This window comes from Pseudomonas sp. 10C3, from assembly GCF_036346185.1.
Taxonomy (GTDB): Bacteria; Pseudomonadota; Gammaproteobacteria; order Pseudomonadales; family Pseudomonadaceae; genus Aquipseudomonas.
The window spans coordinates 16,219-34,175 of record NZ_JASJVE010000031.1; the positions used below are offsets into that span (position 1 = coordinate 16,219).

Genomic DNA, 17,957 nt, shown 5'->3' on the forward strand with positions numbered 1-17,957 from the left:
TCTGAAAGCTAAAACGATTCTTGAATTGTTGCCAAGTATCTTTTACACAAGGTCTTTTATCAACAATTCAGCCACTTGCACAGCGTTCAACGCCGCACCCTTACGCACATTATCAGACGTGATCCACAGATTAAGTTCCTCCGGGTCGTCGATCCCTGTACGCACTCGTCCTACATAGACGACATCCTGACCCACGGCATCGCCAACCGCCGTGGGGTAATCGCCCGCTTCAATCAGTTCGATTCCCGGCGCAGCCTCCAGCGCAGCATTGACTGCCGCTAGATCGACCGCACCCGATAGCTGCAGCGAAACGCTAAAGCTATCGCCAAAAAACACAGGAGCTTGAACGCAGGTAGCGGACACCTTAAGCAATGGCATGGCAAGCAACTCGCGCAACTCTGTGACCAAACGCTTTTCCAATGGCACATGGCCTTGGGTGTCTGGCGTACCGACCTGAGCCAGCAGGTTGAACGCCATCTGCCGATCAAAAAAGCGTGGTTCCATCGGTCGCACATTGAGCAGCTCAGCGGTTTGCCTAGCCAACTCCGCCACCCCTTCGCGGCCCTGACTGGACACCGCAAGGCAGGCAGTGACATTGACCCGGACGACGCCGAGCAGCGCACGCAACGGCGCGATCACCACTGCCAATGCCGTCGCCGACGGGCTGGGACTGGCAATTTGATACGGCTTTCTCAGCGCGCCAAGCAGGGCCGCGTTCACTTCTGGAATAATAGTGGGCGCCTGCTCAGCCGGCAAACCGCCCGACAGATCGATCACCGTGCAACCCGCCGCTGTCGCCCGCGCTGCATAGCTGCGGGTAATGGCTGGGCCGGCGGCAAAAAAGACCATCTGGACTTTGCTGAAATCGAATTCATCCACTTCACGCACGCGCACGTTCTTACCCTTGAACGGCACCGAATGGCCCGCCGATTCGATGCTCGCCAATAAGTGCAGACTGGCCACCGGAAACTCGCGTTCTTCAAGAATCTGGACAAGGGTTTCGCCAACAGTACCGGTGGCGCCGATCACGGCAATATCAAAGGACTGCTTCATGCAAAAACCTCAAGCAAAAACGGGGAGCGGCACTTTAACCGTCGAGGTATCGACAGGCAATTAACCGCAGGAACAAAGATAGGTCCAGCGCTACTGACAACCCACTTCAGGGTTCGAGTCCGATTCGAAAAAATTCGCCACCACTCCATACGCCCAACCAACGCTGGCCATCTATTTCTCGCGTCACCGCCAGATCAACCAATTGATAGAACACATTGCGGTGCATCAGCGCTTCCAGATTGACCCGCACATGGACATAAGGCGCTGGTTCCTGAGTGAGCGGGTCAATTTCTACCCGTATCGGATGCTCGGGCCCCGCCTCGGTCTGATCCTCGACATTGGTGATGAAGCGCAAACGCTGATCTTCGCCCTGGCCTTCCACTTCAAGGCTGACTGCAACAAAAGGTGCGTCATCCACCCTGATCCGGACCTTCTCCACGGGAGTGATCAGAAAGTAGTCGTCGCCGTCACGGCGCATGATCGTGGAGAACAGGCGCACCATGGGCTTACGTCCAATGGGCGTGCCGAGGTAGTACCACGTGCCGTCACGGGCGATACGCATATCTATATCGCCACAAAAATCGGGATTCCACAGATGAACAGGCGGCAATCCCTTCGACTTGGGAATCTGCGCGAATAGATCGTTGGCATTGCCTGGACCACTCATGCCTTTCTCCTTAGCGACTCATGCCTAACAGACTGCGAGCGTAGTCCTCCAGGGGAGGACCAAGCAAATCTTCGGGCTTGGTGTTGCGCAGTGTCAGCAATCCGCCGCGGGTGTGAATCCGTGCGGTATCGATCAAATAGCGGGTACTGGTTTCGATCAGCATCAGCTGAATCACGCCGCTGTCGACGCCCAGCCGATCCACGGCTTGCTGGTCGTGCCATTCGTCAGTGTTGCCAATCCTGTCGTCAGCTTTGGCGAAACGGGTGTACAGCAAATAATGCGCACCCGCCGCGCGCGCCTCGCTCAAGGCCGCATCCAGACCAATCGGCGCTCGGGCCCGACGAACCATAGGGAAGTATTCGACAAAGCCGTCAAAGGCTTCTTCCGCCACAACATTAGGCCGCGGATAGGCATTGCCCGGGGGAACGAATGAGCCCTGGGCAATATAGATGAAGGAGTCTGCCTGTATACGCAGATTGTTCGCGCGACTCGTGTTGCTGTGATCGAGTAAGCCCGCATCACTCAACTGATCGTGAGCGCCCTGCCCCATGTCACTGACACTCATGCAGCCACTCAACGCCAGCAGCGTCAGTAGCAAAACCAGACTACGCATCATCCACTCCCTCGTGCCGGTGACGGAAAACCGGCGAATGGGCACAAGATGCAGCTTCCGCGCCATCAAGCAGTGTATGAGCGACGATGATGGACAGTTTTACGTGGGAACGCCGGGATGCGAGAAGCTTAGCCGCCAATAATTTTCATGATCGTGGCGCCGCCGGAAAACGCGACTTCCTGCTTGTCACCCAAGGCTCTGACCAGCAAACGCTGGAGCGCTGGCAGCGCTTCGTGGCGTGGCTTATCCAACAGATCGCCGACGTAATGGCGGTTGCTGGAGGACAGGCAACCGTGCAACCAGCCCGTGGAAGAAAGGCGCAAACGTGAGCAGGTACGGCAAAACGGTACGCTTTCGTTGGCAATCACGCCGAAAAAACCAAGGTCGGGAATTTGATAGCGGACAGCTGTAGCATCGACTGGCGCGTCGGCTTGCAGGTACTCATAACGCTCGCCGATCAATGCCAGCAATTGTTGCAGGCTGACAAACTGCTGCAGGAAGGCATTCGAATCGCTGGCCAGATGGCCCATGCGCATCAACTCGATAAACCGCAGCTCGTATCCGCGCTCAAGGCAGTAGTCGAGCATCGGCATCACCTGATCCAGGTTTTGCCCGCGCAGCGGCACCATATTGACTTTGATTTTGATCCCGGCAGCGCGCGCCTGATCCATACCGTCCAGCACGCTGGCCAGATCCCCGCCACGGGCGATCTGGCGGAAGGCCACAGGATCAAGGGTATCGAGAGACACATTGAGCCGACGAATACTCCCATCGACCAGCAATGGCAGCTTGCGAGCGAGTAATTGTCCATTGGTGGTCAGGCTGATATCGGCCAGCCCCAACTGAGCGACTCGCCCAATGAACGCTTCCAGCTTCGGGCTCACTAGTGGCTCACCGCCAGTAATGCGCAAACGCTCAATGCCCGCTGCTTCGATCAGATAGGCTACGCCACGCGCCATGGCATCGGCCGACAATTCATCCTGAGCAGCCACCAACCGTTTGCCGTTGGGCACACAGTAGGTACACGCATAGTTGCAGGCTGAAGTCAGGCTGATTCGCAAGTTGCGGAAACGCCTGCCTTGACGGTCAACGATCATGAGCGACTCCGACTAAGAAATTAGGCCGGTAAAACATGACTGAACATCATGTTTCAACCAACCCCGGAGCCCAGTATATTCCCGCACCGACGATCCCTGCATTCACTACCTGACGCTATAACGGTACCGAATATATCAGCTGCCTGGCGGGGTATCGGTATCACGCTTGCGCTTGTTGCCCATGCGCACGCCGATGTCCATCAGGAACTGAAAGAAGCCTTCCTGATCTTCCAGCACATTGCTCCAGAACGGCGAGTGATAAAGGGCCACAGCGCCATGCACCAGTGCCCAGGACGCGCAGAAATGGAAATAAGGCGGCACATCTTCGAGCTTGCCTTCACTGATCCGGCCCTCGATCAACAGGGTCAGGCGCTCGAAGTTCGACGCGCGAATCCGGTGCAACTCCTCGATCATCTCCGGCACTTGATTGCCCTTGACCACTTTTTCCTCCAGACGATCGAACAACCGGTAGCGTTGAGGATCGCGCATGCGGAATTCGAAGTAGGCGCGGGATAAAGCTTCCTTATCCTTGTCGACGTCGGCAGAGTGGAGCAACTCGTTCAAATCGCGCTCGTAGTCGAGCATCAGGCGCAGGTAGATTTCCGCCTTGGACTTGAAGTGCTTATAGATGGTGCCTTTGCCGATACCCACGGCATCAGCGATCATCTCGACGGTGACACTGTCTTCACCTTGATCGAGGAACAGCTTTAGCGCGGTATCGAGAATTTCTTGCTCGCGGCGACGAAACTCACGGACCTTACGAGGTTCTTTTTGCATAAGAAAAGGTCTGTAGGGGTCAAAATCGAAGCCGCGTATTATGCCTAACTTGCGCCAAATTGCACGGATCATCCGACCATGTCTACGTTTCTTGATGAATTTGCACAGGCCCCGGGTCTGCGATATTTAAACCACGCTGCAGTCGCACCTTGGCCAAAACGCACCGCGACTGCCGTCAGCCGCTTTGCCCAAGAGAACGTTTTACTGGGTGCGCGCGACTATCCAGACTGGATGGTGGTAGAGCAACGCTTGCGCGAACGCCTGATGCGCCTACTGAACGCACCGTCGACCGATGACATCGCCCTGGTCAAAAACACCTCGGAAGCGCTGTCATTCGTTGCGTTTGGACTGGACTGGAAAGCCGGCGACCAGATCGTTATCAGCGATGAAGAGTTCCCATCCAACCGCGTCGTCTGGGAAGCGCTAGCGCCCCAAGGCGTCGAAGTCATCCAGGTCAGCCTTAAAAACAACGATCCAGAAGCGGCATTGCTTGCAGCCTGCGGTGCTCGCACACGCCTGCTGTCGATCAGCTCGGTGCAATATGCTTCCGGCCTGCGCCTGGATCTGGAGCGCCTGGGCCAGGGCTGCAAGCAACGCAGCGTGCTGTTCTGCATTGATGCTATCCAGCAACTGGGCGCCCTGCCCTTTGATGTTCAGGCGAGCCAATGCGACTTCGCCATGGCAGACGGCCATAAGTGGTTGCTGGGTCCGGAAGGCCTGGGCGTGTTTTATTGCCGTAGCGAATTGCGGCCACAACTGAAACTCAGTGAGTTCGGCTGGCACATGCTCGAACACATGGGTGACTACAACCGCACGACATGGGAACCCGCCCTGTCTGCGCGCCGCTTCGAATGCGGCAGCCCGAACATGCTTGGCACCATGGCATTAGAGGCCAGCCTTTCGCTGCTCGAAGACGTCGGTATGGACACAGTGGAAAAAGCCATTGCCGAGCGCATTCTCTGGCTCGAAGAAGGGTTGAGCGCCATTCCAGGTGTCCGTTTGCATACCCCGAAAAACCCTGAAAAACGCGCGGGAATTCTCAGCTTCAGCCTGGACGGTATAGCGAACGCCGACGTATTCGAGCGCCTTAAACAGGAACAGGTGGTGTGCGTTCAACGTGGACCCGGCATCAGATTTTCCCCACATTTTTATACTGAATCGCGGGTGATCGAGGAGACATTGGCCATCGTACGCACGCTGGCGGCTCATTGAGAACTCAACAGAAGCGGGTGTATTCCAAATCTGTTTAAAAAATGAGCAGCTGCGACTGGACGTCCGTCAATCCTGACCAATACTAAGTTAGTTGACGCGACATCTCCCCCAAGTGACGCGTCAATGAAGGTGCCGATGGACCGAGCGCCTTTGTTTTACTCCTAATGGTCTTAACCCGGATTCCCCCCCAGAGCCCGGGTTTTTTTTGCATGAAAATCCCCTGCAGGGCAGCGCTCGAAAAAAGAGTGCCTAGCACTTCACGTGCGCCAGAGGGAACAGCCGCATAAAGTTTTCAGTGGTCTGCTCGGCGAAACGCTCGTAGGGCTCACCGCGCAACATCGCCAGGAACTCTGCCACTTCCCGCACATATTGCGGAAGGTTGGGTTTGCCCCGATAAGGAATCGGCGCCAGATAAGGCGAATCGGTCTCCACCAGTAATCGATCAGCGGGCACCTGACGTGCCACGTCTCGCAGTGCATCGGCATTACGGAAGGTGACGATCCCGGACAACGAGATATAAAAACCCAGGTCCAGCGCCGCCCTGGCCATCTCCCAGTCCTCGGTAAAGCAGTGCAGTACGCCAGCGTGCGGTAACGCAGCTTCTCGCAACAGGTTCAAGGTGTCGGCGCGAGCGCCACGAGTGTGCACAATAACCGGCTTGCCCGTGATGCTGGCCGCCTGCAGGTGCAGACGAAACGATTGCTGCTGAAGCTCGGCAGCCTCGGGCTCATAGTGGTAATCCAGTCCCGTCTCGCCAATGGCCACCACCCGCGGGTGATTCAGCTCATCCAGCAGCCAGTCCAGTGCAGGTGCCACGCCCGGCTGCAGGTCCAGCGGATGAATACCCACCGAACAATCCACATCGTCATAACGTTCAGCCAAGGCTTTGACCGCACCGGCATTTTCGGCGCTGACACCGATGCACAGAAAATGCCCGACGCCCCTAGCCCGTGCAGCGTCAAGGGCTGCATCGAGCGAACCTGCATGCACAGCGAGATCGAGACGGTCGAGGTGGCAATGGGAATCTACAAGCATGGCAGGATCGCAACTACATGGTATGGGTTGGACGGTCGGATTTCAGGGCTCCGGCCAGGTACGTTTCAATCTTGTTCCGGGCCGTGTTGTCGCCATCATTGAACTGGACACCAACTCCCGCCGCCCGATTGCCCTGAGCGCCCTTGGGCGTTATCCAGGCAACCTTGCCCGTCACCGGGATTTTTTCCGGCTCGTCCATCAGGTTGAGCAGCATGAACACCTCGTCACCCAGCTTGTAGCTTTTGCTGGTAGGGATGAACAGCCCGCCATTTTTGATGAATGGCATATAAGCGGCGTACAACACGGATTTGTCCTTGATCGTCAGGGACAAGATGCCGTTCCGTGGGCCTGGACTCAACGGCAAGTTCATTGCAACTCCTGGGGACATGATCCGAATAATAGGGTCTGTTGACGTTTGGTGGCGAACCGCGTTGCGATGCCAACGTGTGCGAGGCAAGGCGCGGGATGCCGCTAATGGTTGTTCCCTTGGCAAATCCCGCAACGCAGCCTCGCTGTACGTTGGCGCGCAACCCGAAGGGACGGGGCCCATTTGGCGCAGGGCTGCGTTGCTCGGAACTTATTTGGAACAACCAAACCGCGTTCCTCGCGCCTTGCCCTGCGCCAAATGGGCCTCCGTCGCGGTCGTCACCAAACGTCAACAGACCCTAGAGTCTAACCTTGTCCGGGCAAGCCTGCCCACTGCACCAACAACGCTTCGAGCAACAACACCCGGTTAAGATTGGCTTTGGACATGACTTTCTGACGCTGGGCCAGCACCCAGTCCTGAATACCTAGGACCTTGTCCTGAGTCGACTTCTGCGCCAGGTATTGCAGCACCTTACGCATATCACCCAAGCCGAGCCCCGTTTCATCCTGGGTCAGCTGATAGCGCAGGATCAGATGCGACCAGTCGCAGAACCAGTCGAACAGCAACAACAGCGGAATATCTTTCCAGCCCTCAGCCAACTGAGTGGGTGATTGCTGGTGTTTAAGCAGTTTTTTTACACCGTCCACCACCAGCGCCCGCTGCTCCCGTACGCCTTGAGCCTGCAGGCTGACTGCCGCCAAGGGGGAACCGGCGGCCAGAGCCAGCAGCTCGACACGTTCATCCTCCGCGCAATCAGGCAACGCGCTGGCCAGCCAGTCCAGGCTCATTGCCTCACTGGGCAGCGGACAGGCCTGTTGCACGCAACGGCTTTTGACCGTCGGCAACAAACGGCTCGGCTGATGACTGACCAGCAACAGCACGGTATTGCCGGAAGGTTCTTCGAGGCTTTTGAGCAATGCGTTAGCGGCGTTGACGTTCATCGACTCGGCAGGCTCGATCAACACCACCTTGCGACCGCCCATTTGCGCGGTCTGCACGACGAAGCTGACCAGATCGCGAACCTGATCGACCTTGATTGCTTTGTCCGCCTCTTCCGGCTCCAGCACGTAATTATCCGGGTGACTGCCCGCGACCAGTAGCAGACAGGACTTGCACTGACCACACGCGTCCAGCCCTTCAGGGCGCTGACACAACAAGCGAGCCATAAGGCGCTCCGCCAGAGCTCGCTTGCCGATGCCCGCAGGCCCATGAAGCAAGTAAGCGTGCGCGTGCTGGCTACGCCCGGCCAGTTGCTGCCAAAGACTTTCTTGCCAAGGGTAGGCCTCAGCCACGTTGAAGTTCCAGCAACTCGGGCAGCAAGCCATCAAGTGACTGCTGAACCTCAGACAGCGACAACGCTGCGTTCACCAGACGGTAGCGTTCAGGACTGGCGGCCGCACGCTTCAGGTAGGTACTGCGCACGGCATCGAAAAACGTTCGACCTTCCTGCTCGAAACGGTCGAGCCGCCCACGGGCCGTCGCACGCGCCAGACCCACTTCCACCGGCAAGTCGAACACCAGGGTCAGATCGGGACGCAGATCACCCTGAACAAAATGCTCCAGGACGGCGATTCGCTCATGGGACAAGCCACGGCCACCCCCTTGGTAAGCGTAGGTTGCATCTGTAAACCGATCACACAGCACCACTGCCCCGCGAGCCAGTGCCGGACGAATGACTTCAGCCAGATGCTGGGCTCTGGCAGCGAATACCAACAACAGTTCGGTATCGGCGTTCATCGGTTCATCGCTCGGCGCTAGCAACAGCTCGCGAATCCGCTCAGCCAAAGGCGTACCGCCCGGCTCCCGGGTCAGCACAACATCGACACCATGGGCGCGCAGGCGCTCGGCAAGGTATTCGCGATTGGTGCTTTTACCAGCACCTTCTGGACCTTCCAGGGTAATAAACAAGCCAGTCACAGGCAGTCCTTAATCAAATTCATTGCGGGCTCTGCTCGCTTTTGTCATCTGGCGTGGCAGTGGGAGCAGGAGCAGGAGCCGGTACGACCTCTGGCTCCGACGTTGGCACGGAGCCCGGAGCGGGAACAGGCGCCGGACTGGAACGATAGTCCGCACGTCGTTTGAGCTGAAACTCGCGAACCGCGTTGTTATGGGCGTCCAGATCAGCAGAAAACACATGACTGCCGTCACCGCGCGCAACGAAATACAAGCTGCTGCCAGGCACTGGATTAAGCGCGGCATGGATGGCTTCGCGTCCCACCAACGAGATCGGGGTCGGCGGCAAACCAGCGATGACATAAGTGTTATAGGGCGTTGGCTCTTTCAGGGAGGCACGGGTCAACTTACCGTTGTAACGCTCACCGAGGCCGTAGATCACGGTAGGATCGGTCTGCAACAACATCCCCATCTGCAGGCGCCGGACAAAAACGCCGGCGATTTGCGCACGCTCCTGAGGTACGCCGGTTTCTTTTTCGACCAGCGAGGCCATGATCAACGCATGATACGGGTCTACATAAGGCACGTCAGCCGCACGTTTGGTCCACTCCTCCGCCAGGACTTCATCCAGGCGGTTATACGCCTGCTTGAGCAAGTCGACGTCGCTCATGCCGCGTACGTAACGGTAGGTGTCAGGAAAGAAACGACCTTCGGGGAATACATCGGCGTGGCCCAACCTGGCCATCAATTCCGTGTCGCTCAACCCGGCCAGGTTCTGCTCAAGCTTGAGCTGCTTGGCCAAGGCCGCACGGACCTGACGAAAATTCCAGCCTTCAACCAGTGTCAGGCTGTATTGCACCACCTCGCCACGATGCCACAACCCCAGTAGAGCCTTGGCATTCATTGCGGGTGTCATGCGGTATTCGCCGCTGTGGAACGATTGATCCGACAGATTAAAACGCCAGTAAAGACGCAACCAGAAGGCGTCCTTGATCACCCCGTCGGCCTGCAAACGATTAAGCACGCCAGTAGGCGTGGAGCCTGCGGGGACGTCGAGTAACTGCTCCTGAGTCAGGTTCAAGGGCTGCTTCAGCGCTACATCCTGTTGCCAGACGGACAGGCCCAGCAGTAACCCTGCCAGGACCAGACAACCTTCGAACAACACCAATAATTTACGAATCACCGATCAAACATCCAGAAGCGCGCGAGCAATGCCCTGCAGTTTACGGGTGAGCGGGCCAACCGGCCAGTTCAGCCGTGCAACCCCTCGTACAGGCCACACGCCATAGACACTATTGCTCAGAAAAACCTCGTCCGCCTGCTCCAGATCGAGCCACTGGATGTCACGTTCTTCAGTGCCAATGCCCAGCGTCCGGGCTTGAGCCAGCAGTTCTGCGCGCATCACACCGGCCACGCCGCAACGGCTCAGGTCGGCAGTCAGCAGCACACCCTCCTTGATCAGAAAGGCATTGCTGTACACACCCTCGATTATCCGCCCGGAGGTATCGCACATCAGCCCTTCGGCGTAGGCGCTGTCCTGCCACTCACTACGCGCGAGCACCTGCTCAAGCCGATTCAGATGCTTGAGCCCGGCCAGCAGGGGTTGTTCAGATAAACGAGTCAGGCATTCAAACAGGTAAACACCCTGCTCGGCATGAGCCGCCGGATAGGCTGGCGCCGCGCTGCCCTGAAGGATCCGTCGTGGCTCGGCCATGGGTGCGGGTGCGTAGCCACGCAAGCTGTCGCCACGGGTGAGAATCAACTTCATCACACCCTCGCCCAACTGCGCAGCAAACGCCAGCAATTCGCTACGGATCAATGATTGATCCGTCGCAATCGCCAATCGACTGCACCCTGTAGCCAAACGCTGCAGGTGACGTTCGAACAGCAAGGGTCGCCCGGCCTTGACGGCAATGGTTTCAAACAAACCATCGCCGTAAGCCAGACCCCGATCTGTGACGGGCAGGGTCTCAGCTGGGCAACCATTGATCCAGCTCGGCATCAATCAGCGTACCGACGGAACACCAGCGATCCATTGGTGCCGCCAAATCCGAAGGAGTTGGAAAGCACGACATCGATAGGCATGCTTCGGGCCTCGTGCGGGACAAAGTCCAGATCGCAGCCTTCGCCCGGCTCATCAAGGTTGATTGTCGGCGGTGCGACCTGGCCGTTGATCGCCAGAATACTGAAGATCGCCTCGACCGCCCCTGCGGCACCGAGCAAGTGACCCGTCATCGATTTGGTCGACGTGATGGCCAGCTTGTAGGCATGGTCGCCAAAGACAGTCTTGATCGCCGATGCTTCGGCCAGATCGCCCGCCAGGGTCGATGTGCCGTGAGCGTTGATGTGCTGGACTTCATCGACATTGATCCTGGCGTCACGCAGCGCGTTGGCAATGCAACGTGCGGCGCCGGCACCGTCTTCGGGTGGCGAGGTCATGTGATAAGCGTCGCCACTCATGCCAAAGCCGATCAGCTCGGCATAGATGGTCGCGCCACGCGCTTTAGCGTGTTCCAGCTCTTCAAGCACCAAGGCTCCAGCGCCATCGGACAAGACGAAACCATCACGGCCTTTGTCCCATGGACGGCTTGCCCGTGCAGGGTCGTCATTGCGGGTAGACAGCGCCCGCGACGCACCAAAGCCACCCATACCCAGACCACAGGCAGCCATTTCCGCGCCCCCGGCGATCATCACGTCAGCTTCACCGTAGGCGATGTTGCGTGCGGCCATACCAATGCAATGGGTGCCGGTGGTGCACGCAGTTGCGATAGCGTAGTTAGGCCCCTGTGCACCCAGATGGATCGACAGGAAGCCAGAAATCATGTTGATAATCGAGCCCGGTACAAAAAACGGAGAAATCCGCCCCGGCCCTTGCTCATGCAAAGAACGACTGTTGTTCTCGATATTGGTCAAGCCACCGATGCCCGCACCCATGGCAACGCCAATGCGTTCACGGTTAGCGTCGGTCACTTCAAGCCCGGAGTTGCGCACGGCTTGAAAGCTCGCGGCCAAACCGTACTGAATGAAAAGGTCGAGACGCCGTGCCTCTTTGGGCGCCAGATATTCCTCAACGTTGAAGCCTTTTACCGAGCCGCCAAAACGGGTGGTAAAGGCCGAAAGGTCCGTGTGTTCGATCAGACCAATGCCACTGCGACCAGCCAGAATGCCCTGCCAGGAACTCGGAACGTCCGTGCCCAATGGCGACAACATACCCATACCGGTGACTACGACGCGTCTACGCGACACAGCACTCTCCTTTAATCTATTGACGACTCTCTACATCACTTCTAAAGAAAAAACCGCACGCCGTTATGGCAGTGCGGTTTTTCCCGACAGCAAGCGACGACTACAAACCATTACGCCTGGTGGGCAGTAACGTAGTCGATAGCTGCTTGAACGGTAGTGATTTTTTCGGCTTCTTCGTCAGGAATTTCGGTCTCGAATTCCTCTTCCAGAGCCATTACCAGCTCCACGGTATCAAGGGAGTCAGCGCCCAGGTCTTCAACGAAAGAAGCAGCGTTTGTCACTTCCTCTGCTTTGACGCCAAGTTGCTCGACAACGATTTTCTTGACGCGCTCTTCGATGGTGCTCATACCTTGTTTTAACTCCTAGTAGACAAATTCAGGCAGCTGGCCAGTGGGTAAGTGTATCGAAGAGGTTTTGCGCATTTCAAGCTCAATGCTCATCCCCCGTAACCACACCCGCCTTCCGCCTATTAATAGATTGCAGCTTTATAACGGATTTTAGACCGCTCGTATGACATTTTTTTGAAGCGATCCGTCACATTCAACTCATGTACATGCCGCCATTCACCGGGATTGTAGCCCCGGTAACGTAGGCTGCACCTTCAGATGCAAGAAAAGCGACCACATGCGCGATCTCTTGCGCCTGCCCCAAACGTCCCAAAGGAATCTGGGTAATCAATGCCTCACGTTGCGCTTCTGGCAGCTCGCGAGTCATATCAGTATCGATAAAACCAGGCGCAACCGCGTTCACGGTGACCGCACGCGAACCGACTTCACGGGCCAGGGCCCGACTGAAACCTTCCAGACCGGCTTTCGCGGCCGCATAGTTTACTTGGCCTGCGTTGCCCATGGCACCCACTACCGAGCCAATACTGATAATTCGCCCCCAACGAGCCTTGGTCATGCCACGCAAAACACCCTTGGACAGCCGAAACAGACTGTTCAGGTTGGTGTCGACAACGTCATGCCATTCGTCATCTTTCATTCGCATCATCAGGTTGTCACGGGTGATACCGGCGTTGTTGACCAGAATCAACGGGGCGCCAACGCGCTCCTGAATCAATGCCAGCGTCGCACTGACCGATGCATCGCTGCAGACGTCGAGCGCCAGCCCGAAACCTTCAATGCCGTTTTCCTTGAACGTCGCGCTGATACGCTCGGCGCCGGACTCGGACGTTGCCGTCCCGACCACGGTCGCACCGTTACGTCCCAACTCAAGGGCAATGGCTTGGCCAATACCGCGGCTCGCACCGGTGACCAGTGCAACTTTACCTTGCAGGTTCATGCAAGCTTCTCCTAATCAGGCCAATGCCGCACAGGTGGCGGCGAAGGCGTCTGGGGTATTGAGGTTGTAGGTTGTCACGCCTTCGGCGCAGCGCTTGTTCAAACCCGCCAGCACTTTACCCGGCCCGCACTCGACCAACCGGGTCGCACCATGGGCTGCCAGGAACTGGACAGATTCGACCCAACGCACAGGCTTGTACAATTGTTCCAACAGATCGCGTTTGAGGGTATCGAGGTCGGCCACCGCTGACGCGCTGACATTCTGTACCAGCTTGATCTGCGGTGTCTGCCAGGCAATCGCCGCGATGGATTCGGCGAAGCGCTCAGCGGCCGGACGCATCAATTCGCAATGCGACGGCACGCTCACAGGCAATGGCAATGCACGCTTGGCGCCACGGGCCTTACAGGCCTCAATGGCACGCTCGACAGCGGCGGCAGAACCGGCGATCACGACCTGGCCCGGCGAATTGAAATTCACCGCGCTGACGACATCGCCCTGGGCAGCTTCGGCGCACGCTGCCAGCACATCGGCATCGTCCAGCCCCAGAATGGCAGCCATACCACCCTGGCCCGCAGGCACAGCCTGTTGCATCAACTGCCCCCGACGCTCCACCAACTTGACCGCATCGCTCAAGGTCAGGCTGCCTGCCGCTACCAGAGCGCTGTATTCACCCAGGCTGTGCCCGGCGACGTACACAGGACGCAAAGCGCTTTCAGACAACCACAGGCGCCACAACGCCACAGAGGCTGTCAGGATCGCAGGCTGGGTTTTATCGGTTTGATTGAGTTGTTCTTCCGGCCCTTGCTGGGTCAGCGCCCAGAGGTCGTAACCCAAGGCTTCGGAAGCCTCACTGAAGGTGTCGAGGATCAGTTTGTGCTGAGCGCCCTGCTCGGCGAGCATGCCGAGGGACTGCGATCCTTGACCCGGAAAGACGAATGCGAGGGATGCAGACATTGATCAAGCCCCTAATGATTTGTCGTCGAAAATTGACGCCCGGCCAGGCCAGGCGCGAAACTCAAAATTAACTGTCCGTGAATGGACAGTTGGATGACTGACCAGTCACCAGCGTCACATTTGCGCAACTCGCGCCCGGAGACAGCCTAAAGCAGCCCCTCGAGACGCCCACCCAAGCGTTGCGGGAGGTTTTCCTGTATTTCGATCAGCGCCCGCTGAATCGCGCTCTGGAAGCCTTGCACGCCTGCGGCGCCGTGGCTTTTCACGACAATGCCCTGCAAACCCAAAAAACTCGCGCCATTATGGCGTGCAGGCGCCAGGTCCGCCCGCAAACGCTTGAGCATGGGCAACGCTAAAGCACCCACGACCCTTGTAAATACATTCTGCTGGAACAGCGATTCGATCCGTGCACCGATCATTGTCGCCAGCCCTTCGCTTGACTTGAGCAGGATATTACCGACAAAACCGTCGCACACCACAACATCAGCCTCGCCACGGTACACCCCATCACCTTCGACGAAGCCGATGTAGTTCAAACCCGGCGCAGCCTGAAGCAGAGTAGCCGCCAATTTGACCTGCTGATTACCCTTGATGTCTTCGGTGCCAATATTGAGCAACGCCACCCGAGGCCGGGGAACACCCAAGGCCTCAGCCGCGACAGCACCCATGACGGCGAACTGATAGAGGTTTTCAGCACTGCAATCGACATTTGCTCCCAAGTCCAGCAACTGGCAATAACCACGCTGAGTCGGGATGGCTGCGATCATCGCGGGTCGATCAATGCCTGGCAAAGTCTTGAGCACAAAGCGTGACAGCGCCATCAGCGCCCCGGTATTACCCGCACTCACACAAGCCTGAACCTGGCCCTCGGCCAACAACCCCAACGCCACCCGCATCGACGAATCAGGCTTACTGCGCAAAGCCTGCGAAGGCCGCTCATCCATGGTGATCACTTCGCTGGCGTTTACAACACGCAGACGTGAGCGATCCACACCGGAATGGCGAGCAATCAATTCTTCAAGAAGGGGGGCTTGACCGACGAGGGTCAGGTGCAGCGAGGGCGTAGCGAACAAACAAGCGATACTGGCCTGCACAATGCTGCGGGGACCGAAGTCCCCACCCATTGCGTCAATCGCGATGATCGGAGCGGACAAGAAATTACTCGTCAGCGCCCTTGTCGATCACTTTGCGACCACGATAAACACCTTCCGGCGATACGTGGTGACGCAGGTGAATTTCACCTGTGGTTTTTTCTACAGACAGAGTGCTTGCCACAAGAGCGTCGTGCGAACGACGCATGTCACGGGCAGAGCGGGATTTTTTGTTCTGCTGAACAGCCATAATTGATTAACTCCTAAACGTTTGGGTCACGCTTTAACTGCGCCAATACACTGAACGGGTTGGACCGCGTTACCTCGTCCACGCTCGGCTCGGACTCGTTAAGGTCCGCCGGCTGCTGGCATTCTTCCGGATGATGAGCAGGCACAATGGGCAAGGCGAGCAACAGCTCCTCCTCGATCAATGCCAGCAGATCCAATGGATCTTCGCCCAGTTCCAGCACGTCATAACCTTTCGGTAACGACTGGGTATTCGCACCCTCTTTCACCACAGCGTAACTGCATTCGCTGTGGATCGGCAGGGTGACCAGCTCAAGACAACGCTGGCAAACCATTTTGACCTCGGCGTCGATGGAACTGTGGATGACCACAGATCTGCGCTCGTCTCGCTCAAAAATGAATTTAGCCTGCACCGTACCGAGGTTATCGGAAAGCGGGTCGCAGAGTCTCTCCAAATCAGCCAGCAGTACTTCTCCCTGAAGAGTAGTGCCACGATCAGCTAATTTGCGCGGGTCAACGTGAGGTGGAATCGGGTCATTCAACATAGGCGCAGCATTCTAGGGACGACCCCCTCCTCTGTCAAAGGAAATTCAGGCCTTTCAATCTGTTGAAACTACTGCACTCGGCAATGCTGCGTTGAGAGCAGGCTCGAAATGCTCATTTACAGCCCGTAAACTCCGCTTTCTCGCCTTGCCCTACCTTAGCTCGCTACGTTTCAGCAGACTGAAAGCTGAATATTGAATGCTGAATATTGAATGACCTTTCATCTTTTGGAGAACAGTATGCCGCCTCTGCTACTCGCATCGAGCTCGCCCTACCGCCGTGAATTACTGGCTCGCCTGCGCCTACCGTTCACCTGCTGCTCACCTGATATCGATGAAAGCCGCCAACCTGAAGAGCCCGCGATCGAACTGGTTCAGCGCCTGGCTCGAGAAAAGGCGCTGGCGCTTGCCGACAACCACCCAAACCACCTGATCATAGGCTCGGATCAGGTCGCGGTCCTCAACGGCCAGATTCTCGGCAAACCCCATACGTTCGAACGCGCCCTGGAACAGCTGTCAGCAGCCCGCGGCGCCAGCGTGACGTTTCTGACCGGCCTGGCACTGCTCAACAGCCGTACAGGCCACTGCCAGGTCGATTGCGTGCCGTTCACCGTCCATATGCGCGATCTGGATCAGACCAGCCTTGAGCGCTATCTGCGCGCCGAGCAGCCCTACGACTGCGCAGGAAGCTTCAAGGCTGAAGGTTTGGGTGTAAGCCTGTTTCGCAGCACCGAAGGCAGCGACGCTACCAGCCTGATCGGCCTGCCCTTGATTCGCCTGATCGACATGCTACTGGCGGAAGGGATCGCGATCCCTTAATCGTTGAAATGAAGAAGCCCGACCAATGGCCGGGCTTCTTTGCACGTACCGCTGATTTCGTTAACGCAACGACGGCCCCTGGAAGCCCATCCACATCGCTATCTGGTTAGCCATGCTGACACCCAGCTTCTTGGAGAAGCGATCAAACGGTGACTCTTCGATGGTGTAATCGACTATTTCCTTCTCACCGATGATCTCACGCGCCACATAGCTGGCACTGCCGAGACCATCAACCAGGCCTAGCTGTTGCGCTTGCTCACCGGTCCACACCAACCCGGAAAACAACTCGGGATGGTCCTTGTCTTTCAGACGATCACCGCGACCCTGCTTGACGCTGGCGATGAACTGGCGATGAGTGGTGTCCAGCACACCTTGCCAGAATTGAGTTTCATCAGCCTTCTGTGGCTGGAACGGGTCAAGAAACGCCTTGTGCTCGCCCGACGTGTAGGTACGACGATCAACGCCCAGCTTGTCCATGATCCCGACGAAACCGAAGCCGGCCGCCGTCACCCCAATGGAACCCACGAGACTCGCCTTGTCGGCATAGATCTGGTCGGCGGCACTGGCAATGTAATAGGCACCCGAAGCGCCGAGATCGGTGATGACCGCATAAACCTTGATATCCGGCTTCTCGGCGCGCAGCCGACGTATTTCGTCATAGATGTAGCCGGACTGTACCGGGCTGCCACCTGGACTGTTGATACGCAGGATCACGCCCTTGGTCTTCGAATCCTCGAATGCCGCACGCAGACTGCCAACGATGTTATCGGCGCTGGCCGTTTCCTTGTCCGCGATCATCCCCCGCACTTCAATCAACGCAGTATGATTCTTGCCGCGAGAAACACCTTTTTCGACATCCATCAGCGGCGTAAACAACATCAACGCACCAATGAGATAAGCGAATGTCAGCAGCTTGAAGAAAATACCCCAGCGTCGTGAGCGGCGCTGCTCTTGCACACCGGCCAACAAGGTCTTTTCCAGCAGTTTCCAGCTTTTGTCGTCGGAACTACCGCCCGCGACTTCAGCTTTGCTGTCTTTCCATTCGTCCGACATGTTCAATC

Annotated in this window: 21 protein-coding genes; 2 read left to right on the plus strand and 19 right to left on the minus strand. The window is 57.3% G+C overall.

Features of this window, described 5'->3' with window-relative positions; translation table 11 throughout:
* Positions 1-42: 42 nt before the first annotated feature.
* The 5 genes from QN399_RS22915 to QN399_RS22935 all read right to left on the minus strand — a co-directional run bounded on the left by QN399_RS22915 (position 43) and on the right by QN399_RS22935 (position 4,207).
* Positions 43-1,053 carry an aspartate-semialdehyde dehydrogenase gene (locus QN399_RS22915; RefSeq protein WP_330201720.1) on the minus strand — a complete coding sequence of 337 codons (1,011 nt, stop codon included), beginning with the start codon at positions 1,051-1,053 and terminating at the stop codon, positions 43-45.
* Positions 1,054-1,159: 106 nt separating this feature from the next.
* Positions 1,160-1,720 carry a DUF1285 domain-containing protein gene (locus QN399_RS22920; protein WP_330201721.1) on the minus strand — a complete coding sequence of 187 codons (561 nt, stop codon included), beginning with the start codon at positions 1,718-1,720 and terminating at the stop codon, positions 1,160-1,162.
* 10 nt (positions 1,721-1,730) lie between these two features.
* Complete coding sequence (locus QN399_RS22925; protein WP_323565956.1) at positions 1,731-2,333, minus strand: DUF4823 domain-containing protein; 603 nt, start codon at positions 2,331-2,333, stop codon at positions 1,731-1,733.
* A gap of 128 nt (positions 2,334-2,461) precedes the next feature.
* The gene (locus QN399_RS22930; protein ID WP_330201722.1) at positions 2,462-3,430 is read right to left on the minus strand and encodes a radical SAM protein; all 969 of its coding nucleotides are present in this window, start codon (positions 3,428-3,430) and stop codon (positions 2,462-2,464) included.
* 135 nt (positions 3,431-3,565) lie between these two features.
* Positions 3,566-4,207, minus strand: coding sequence for a TetR/AcrR family transcriptional regulator (locus QN399_RS22935; protein ID WP_330201723.1), 642 nt, complete (start codon positions 4,205-4,207; stop codon positions 3,566-3,568).
* Positions 4,208-4,285: 78 nt separating this feature from the next.
* Between QN399_RS22935 and QN399_RS22940 the strand changes: the two genes are divergently transcribed.
* The gene (locus tag QN399_RS22940; protein WP_330201724.1) at positions 4,286-5,419 is read left to right on the plus strand and encodes an aminotransferase class V-fold PLP-dependent enzyme; all 1,134 of its coding nucleotides are present in this window, start codon (positions 4,286-4,288) and stop codon (positions 5,417-5,419) included.
* Between the two features lie 249 nt (positions 5,420-5,668).
* On the opposite strand, the gene QN399_RS22945 is transcribed toward QN399_RS22940, so the two are convergent.
* From QN399_RS22945 to QN399_RS23005, 13 genes are all read right to left on the minus strand, one after another.
* Positions 5,669-6,454 carry a TatD family hydrolase gene (locus QN399_RS22945; RefSeq protein WP_330201725.1) on the minus strand — a complete coding sequence of 262 codons (786 nt, stop codon included), beginning with the start codon at positions 6,452-6,454 and terminating at the stop codon, positions 5,669-5,671.
* Between the two features lie 13 nt (positions 6,455-6,467).
* A complete protein-coding gene (locus QN399_RS22950) occupies positions 6,468-6,824 on the minus strand; it encodes a PilZ domain-containing protein (RefSeq protein ID WP_322180816.1) in 357 nt (118 codons plus the stop codon).
* Positions 6,825-7,126: 302 nt separating this feature from the next.
* Positions 7,127-8,113, minus strand: a complete 987-nt coding sequence (locus QN399_RS22955) for a DNA polymerase III subunit delta' (protein ID WP_330201726.1) — start codon at positions 8,111-8,113, stop codon at positions 7,127-7,129.
* On the minus strand, positions 8,106-8,738 hold the full coding sequence (gene tmk / locus QN399_RS22960; RefSeq protein ID WP_219061621.1) for a dTMP kinase: 633 nt from the start codon (positions 8,736-8,738) through the stop codon (positions 8,106-8,108). Before tmk ends, QN399_RS22955 begins: the two co-directional genes overlap by 8 nt.
* A 19-nt stretch (positions 8,739-8,757) precedes the next feature.
* Complete coding sequence (gene mltG, locus QN399_RS22965) at positions 8,758-9,897, minus strand: endolytic transglycosylase MltG (RefSeq protein WP_330201727.1); 1,140 nt, start codon at positions 9,895-9,897, stop codon at positions 8,758-8,760.
* Positions 9,898-9,900: 3 nt separating this feature from the next.
* Positions 9,901-10,716, minus strand: a complete 816-nt coding sequence (gene pabC, locus QN399_RS22970; RefSeq protein WP_330201728.1) for an aminodeoxychorismate lyase — start codon at positions 10,714-10,716, stop codon at positions 9,901-9,903.
* The gene (fabF, locus tag QN399_RS22975) at positions 10,716-11,960 is read right to left on the minus strand and encodes a beta-ketoacyl-ACP synthase II (protein ID WP_322180826.1); all 1,245 of its coding nucleotides are present in this window, start codon (positions 11,958-11,960) and stop codon (positions 10,716-10,718) included. Before fabF ends, pabC begins: the two co-directional genes overlap by 1 nt.
* A gap of 110 nt (positions 11,961-12,070) precedes the next feature.
* Complete coding sequence (gene acpP / locus QN399_RS22980; RefSeq protein ID WP_330201729.1) at positions 12,071-12,307, minus strand: acyl carrier protein; 237 nt, start codon at positions 12,305-12,307, stop codon at positions 12,071-12,073.
* A 193-nt stretch (positions 12,308-12,500) separates the two neighbouring features.
* The gene (gene fabG, locus QN399_RS22985) at positions 12,501-13,244 is read right to left on the minus strand and encodes a 3-oxoacyl-ACP reductase FabG (protein ID WP_330201730.1); all 744 of its coding nucleotides are present in this window, start codon (positions 13,242-13,244) and stop codon (positions 12,501-12,503) included.
* Between the two features lie 15 nt (positions 13,245-13,259).
* Positions 13,260-14,198, minus strand: a complete 939-nt coding sequence (fabD, locus tag QN399_RS22990) for an ACP S-malonyltransferase (protein ID WP_330201731.1) — start codon at positions 14,196-14,198, stop codon at positions 13,260-13,262.
* Between the two features lie 146 nt (positions 14,199-14,344).
* Positions 14,345-15,352: a phosphate acyltransferase PlsX gene (gene plsX, locus QN399_RS22995; protein ID WP_330201732.1), complete on the minus strand. Its 1,008-nt coding sequence runs from the start codon at positions 15,350-15,352 to the stop codon at positions 14,345-14,347.
* 4 nt (positions 15,353-15,356) lie between these two features.
* Entirely contained in the window at positions 15,357-15,539 is a 183-nt protein-coding gene (gene rpmF / locus QN399_RS23000) for a 50S ribosomal protein L32 (RefSeq protein WP_219061629.1), read from the minus strand.
* A gap of 13 nt (positions 15,540-15,552) precedes the next feature.
* Positions 15,553-16,080: a YceD family protein gene (locus QN399_RS23005; protein ID WP_219061630.1), complete on the minus strand. Its 528-nt coding sequence runs from the start codon at positions 16,078-16,080 to the stop codon at positions 15,553-15,555.
* Between the two features lie 237 nt (positions 16,081-16,317).
* Here QN399_RS23005 and QN399_RS23010 point away from each other — a divergent pair, with 237 nt between their 5' ends.
* A complete protein-coding gene (locus QN399_RS23010) occupies positions 16,318-16,896 on the plus strand; it encodes a nucleoside triphosphate pyrophosphatase (protein ID WP_330201733.1) in 579 nt (192 codons plus the stop codon).
* 60 nt (positions 16,897-16,956) lie between these two features.
* On the opposite strand, the gene sppA is transcribed toward QN399_RS23010, so the two are convergent.
* On the minus strand, positions 16,957-17,949 hold the full coding sequence (sppA, locus tag QN399_RS23015; RefSeq protein WP_330201734.1) for a signal peptide peptidase SppA: 993 nt from the start codon (positions 17,947-17,949) through the stop codon (positions 16,957-16,959).
* Between the last annotated feature and the right edge of the window lie 8 nt (positions 17,950-17,957).

Excerpts from the sequence above, each read along its gene's own strand:
- QN399_RS22920 (WP_330201721.1), bottom strand. The coding sequence starts at position 1,720 with ATGAGTGGTCCAGGCAATGCCAACGATCTATTCGCGCAGATTCCCAAG.
- fabG (WP_330201730.1), bottom strand. The coding sequence starts at position 13,244 with ATGAACCTGCAAGGTAAAGTTGCACTGGTCACCGGTGCGAGCCGCGGT.
- acpP (WP_330201729.1), bottom strand. The coding sequence starts at position 12,307 with ATGAGCACCATCGAAGAGCGCGTCAAGAAAATCGTTGTCGAGCAACTT.
- QN399_RS22940 (WP_330201724.1), top strand. The coding sequence starts at position 4,286 with ATGTCTACGTTTCTTGATGAATTTGCACAGGCCCCGGGTCTGCGATAT.
- pabC (WP_330201728.1), bottom strand. The coding sequence starts at position 10,716 with ATGCCGAGCTGGATCAATGGTTGCCCAGCTGAGACCCTGCCCGTCACA.
- sppA (WP_330201734.1), bottom strand. The coding sequence starts at position 17,949 with ATGTCGGACGAATGGAAAGACAGCAAAGCTGAAGTCGCGGGCGGTAGT.
- fabD (WP_330201731.1), bottom strand. The coding sequence starts at position 14,198 with ATGTCTGCATCCCTCGCATTCGTCTTTCCGGGTCAAGGATCGCAGTCC.
- QN399_RS23010 (WP_330201733.1), top strand. The coding sequence starts at position 16,318 with ATGCCGCCTCTGCTACTCGCATCGAGCTCGCCCTACCGCCGTGAATTA.
- QN399_RS22935 (WP_330201723.1), bottom strand. The coding sequence starts at position 4,207 with ATGCAAAAAGAACCTCGTAAGGTCCGTGAGTTTCGTCGCCGCGAGCAA.
- QN399_RS22925 (WP_323565956.1), bottom strand. The coding sequence starts at position 2,333 with ATGCGTAGTCTGGTTTTGCTACTGACGCTGCTGGCGTTGAGTGGCTGC.
- QN399_RS22950 (WP_322180816.1), bottom strand. The coding sequence starts at position 6,824 with ATGAACTTGCCGTTGAGTCCAGGCCCACGGAACGGCATCTTGTCCCTG.
- QN399_RS22915 (WP_330201720.1), bottom strand. The coding sequence starts at position 1,053 with ATGAAGCAGTCCTTTGATATTGCCGTGATCGGCGCCACCGGTACTGTT.
- QN399_RS23005 (WP_219061630.1), bottom strand. The coding sequence starts at position 16,080 with ATGTTGAATGACCCGATTCCACCTCACGTTGACCCGCGCAAATTAGCT.
- QN399_RS22945 (WP_330201725.1), bottom strand. The coding sequence starts at position 6,454 with ATGCTTGTAGATTCCCATTGCCACCTCGACCGTCTCGATCTCGCTGTG.
- rpmF (WP_219061629.1), bottom strand. The coding sequence starts at position 15,539 with ATGGCTGTTCAGCAGAACAAAAAATCCCGCTCTGCCCGTGACATGCGT.
- QN399_RS22930 (WP_330201722.1), bottom strand. The coding sequence starts at position 3,430 with ATGATCGTTGACCGTCAAGGCAGGCGTTTCCGCAACTTGCGAATCAGC.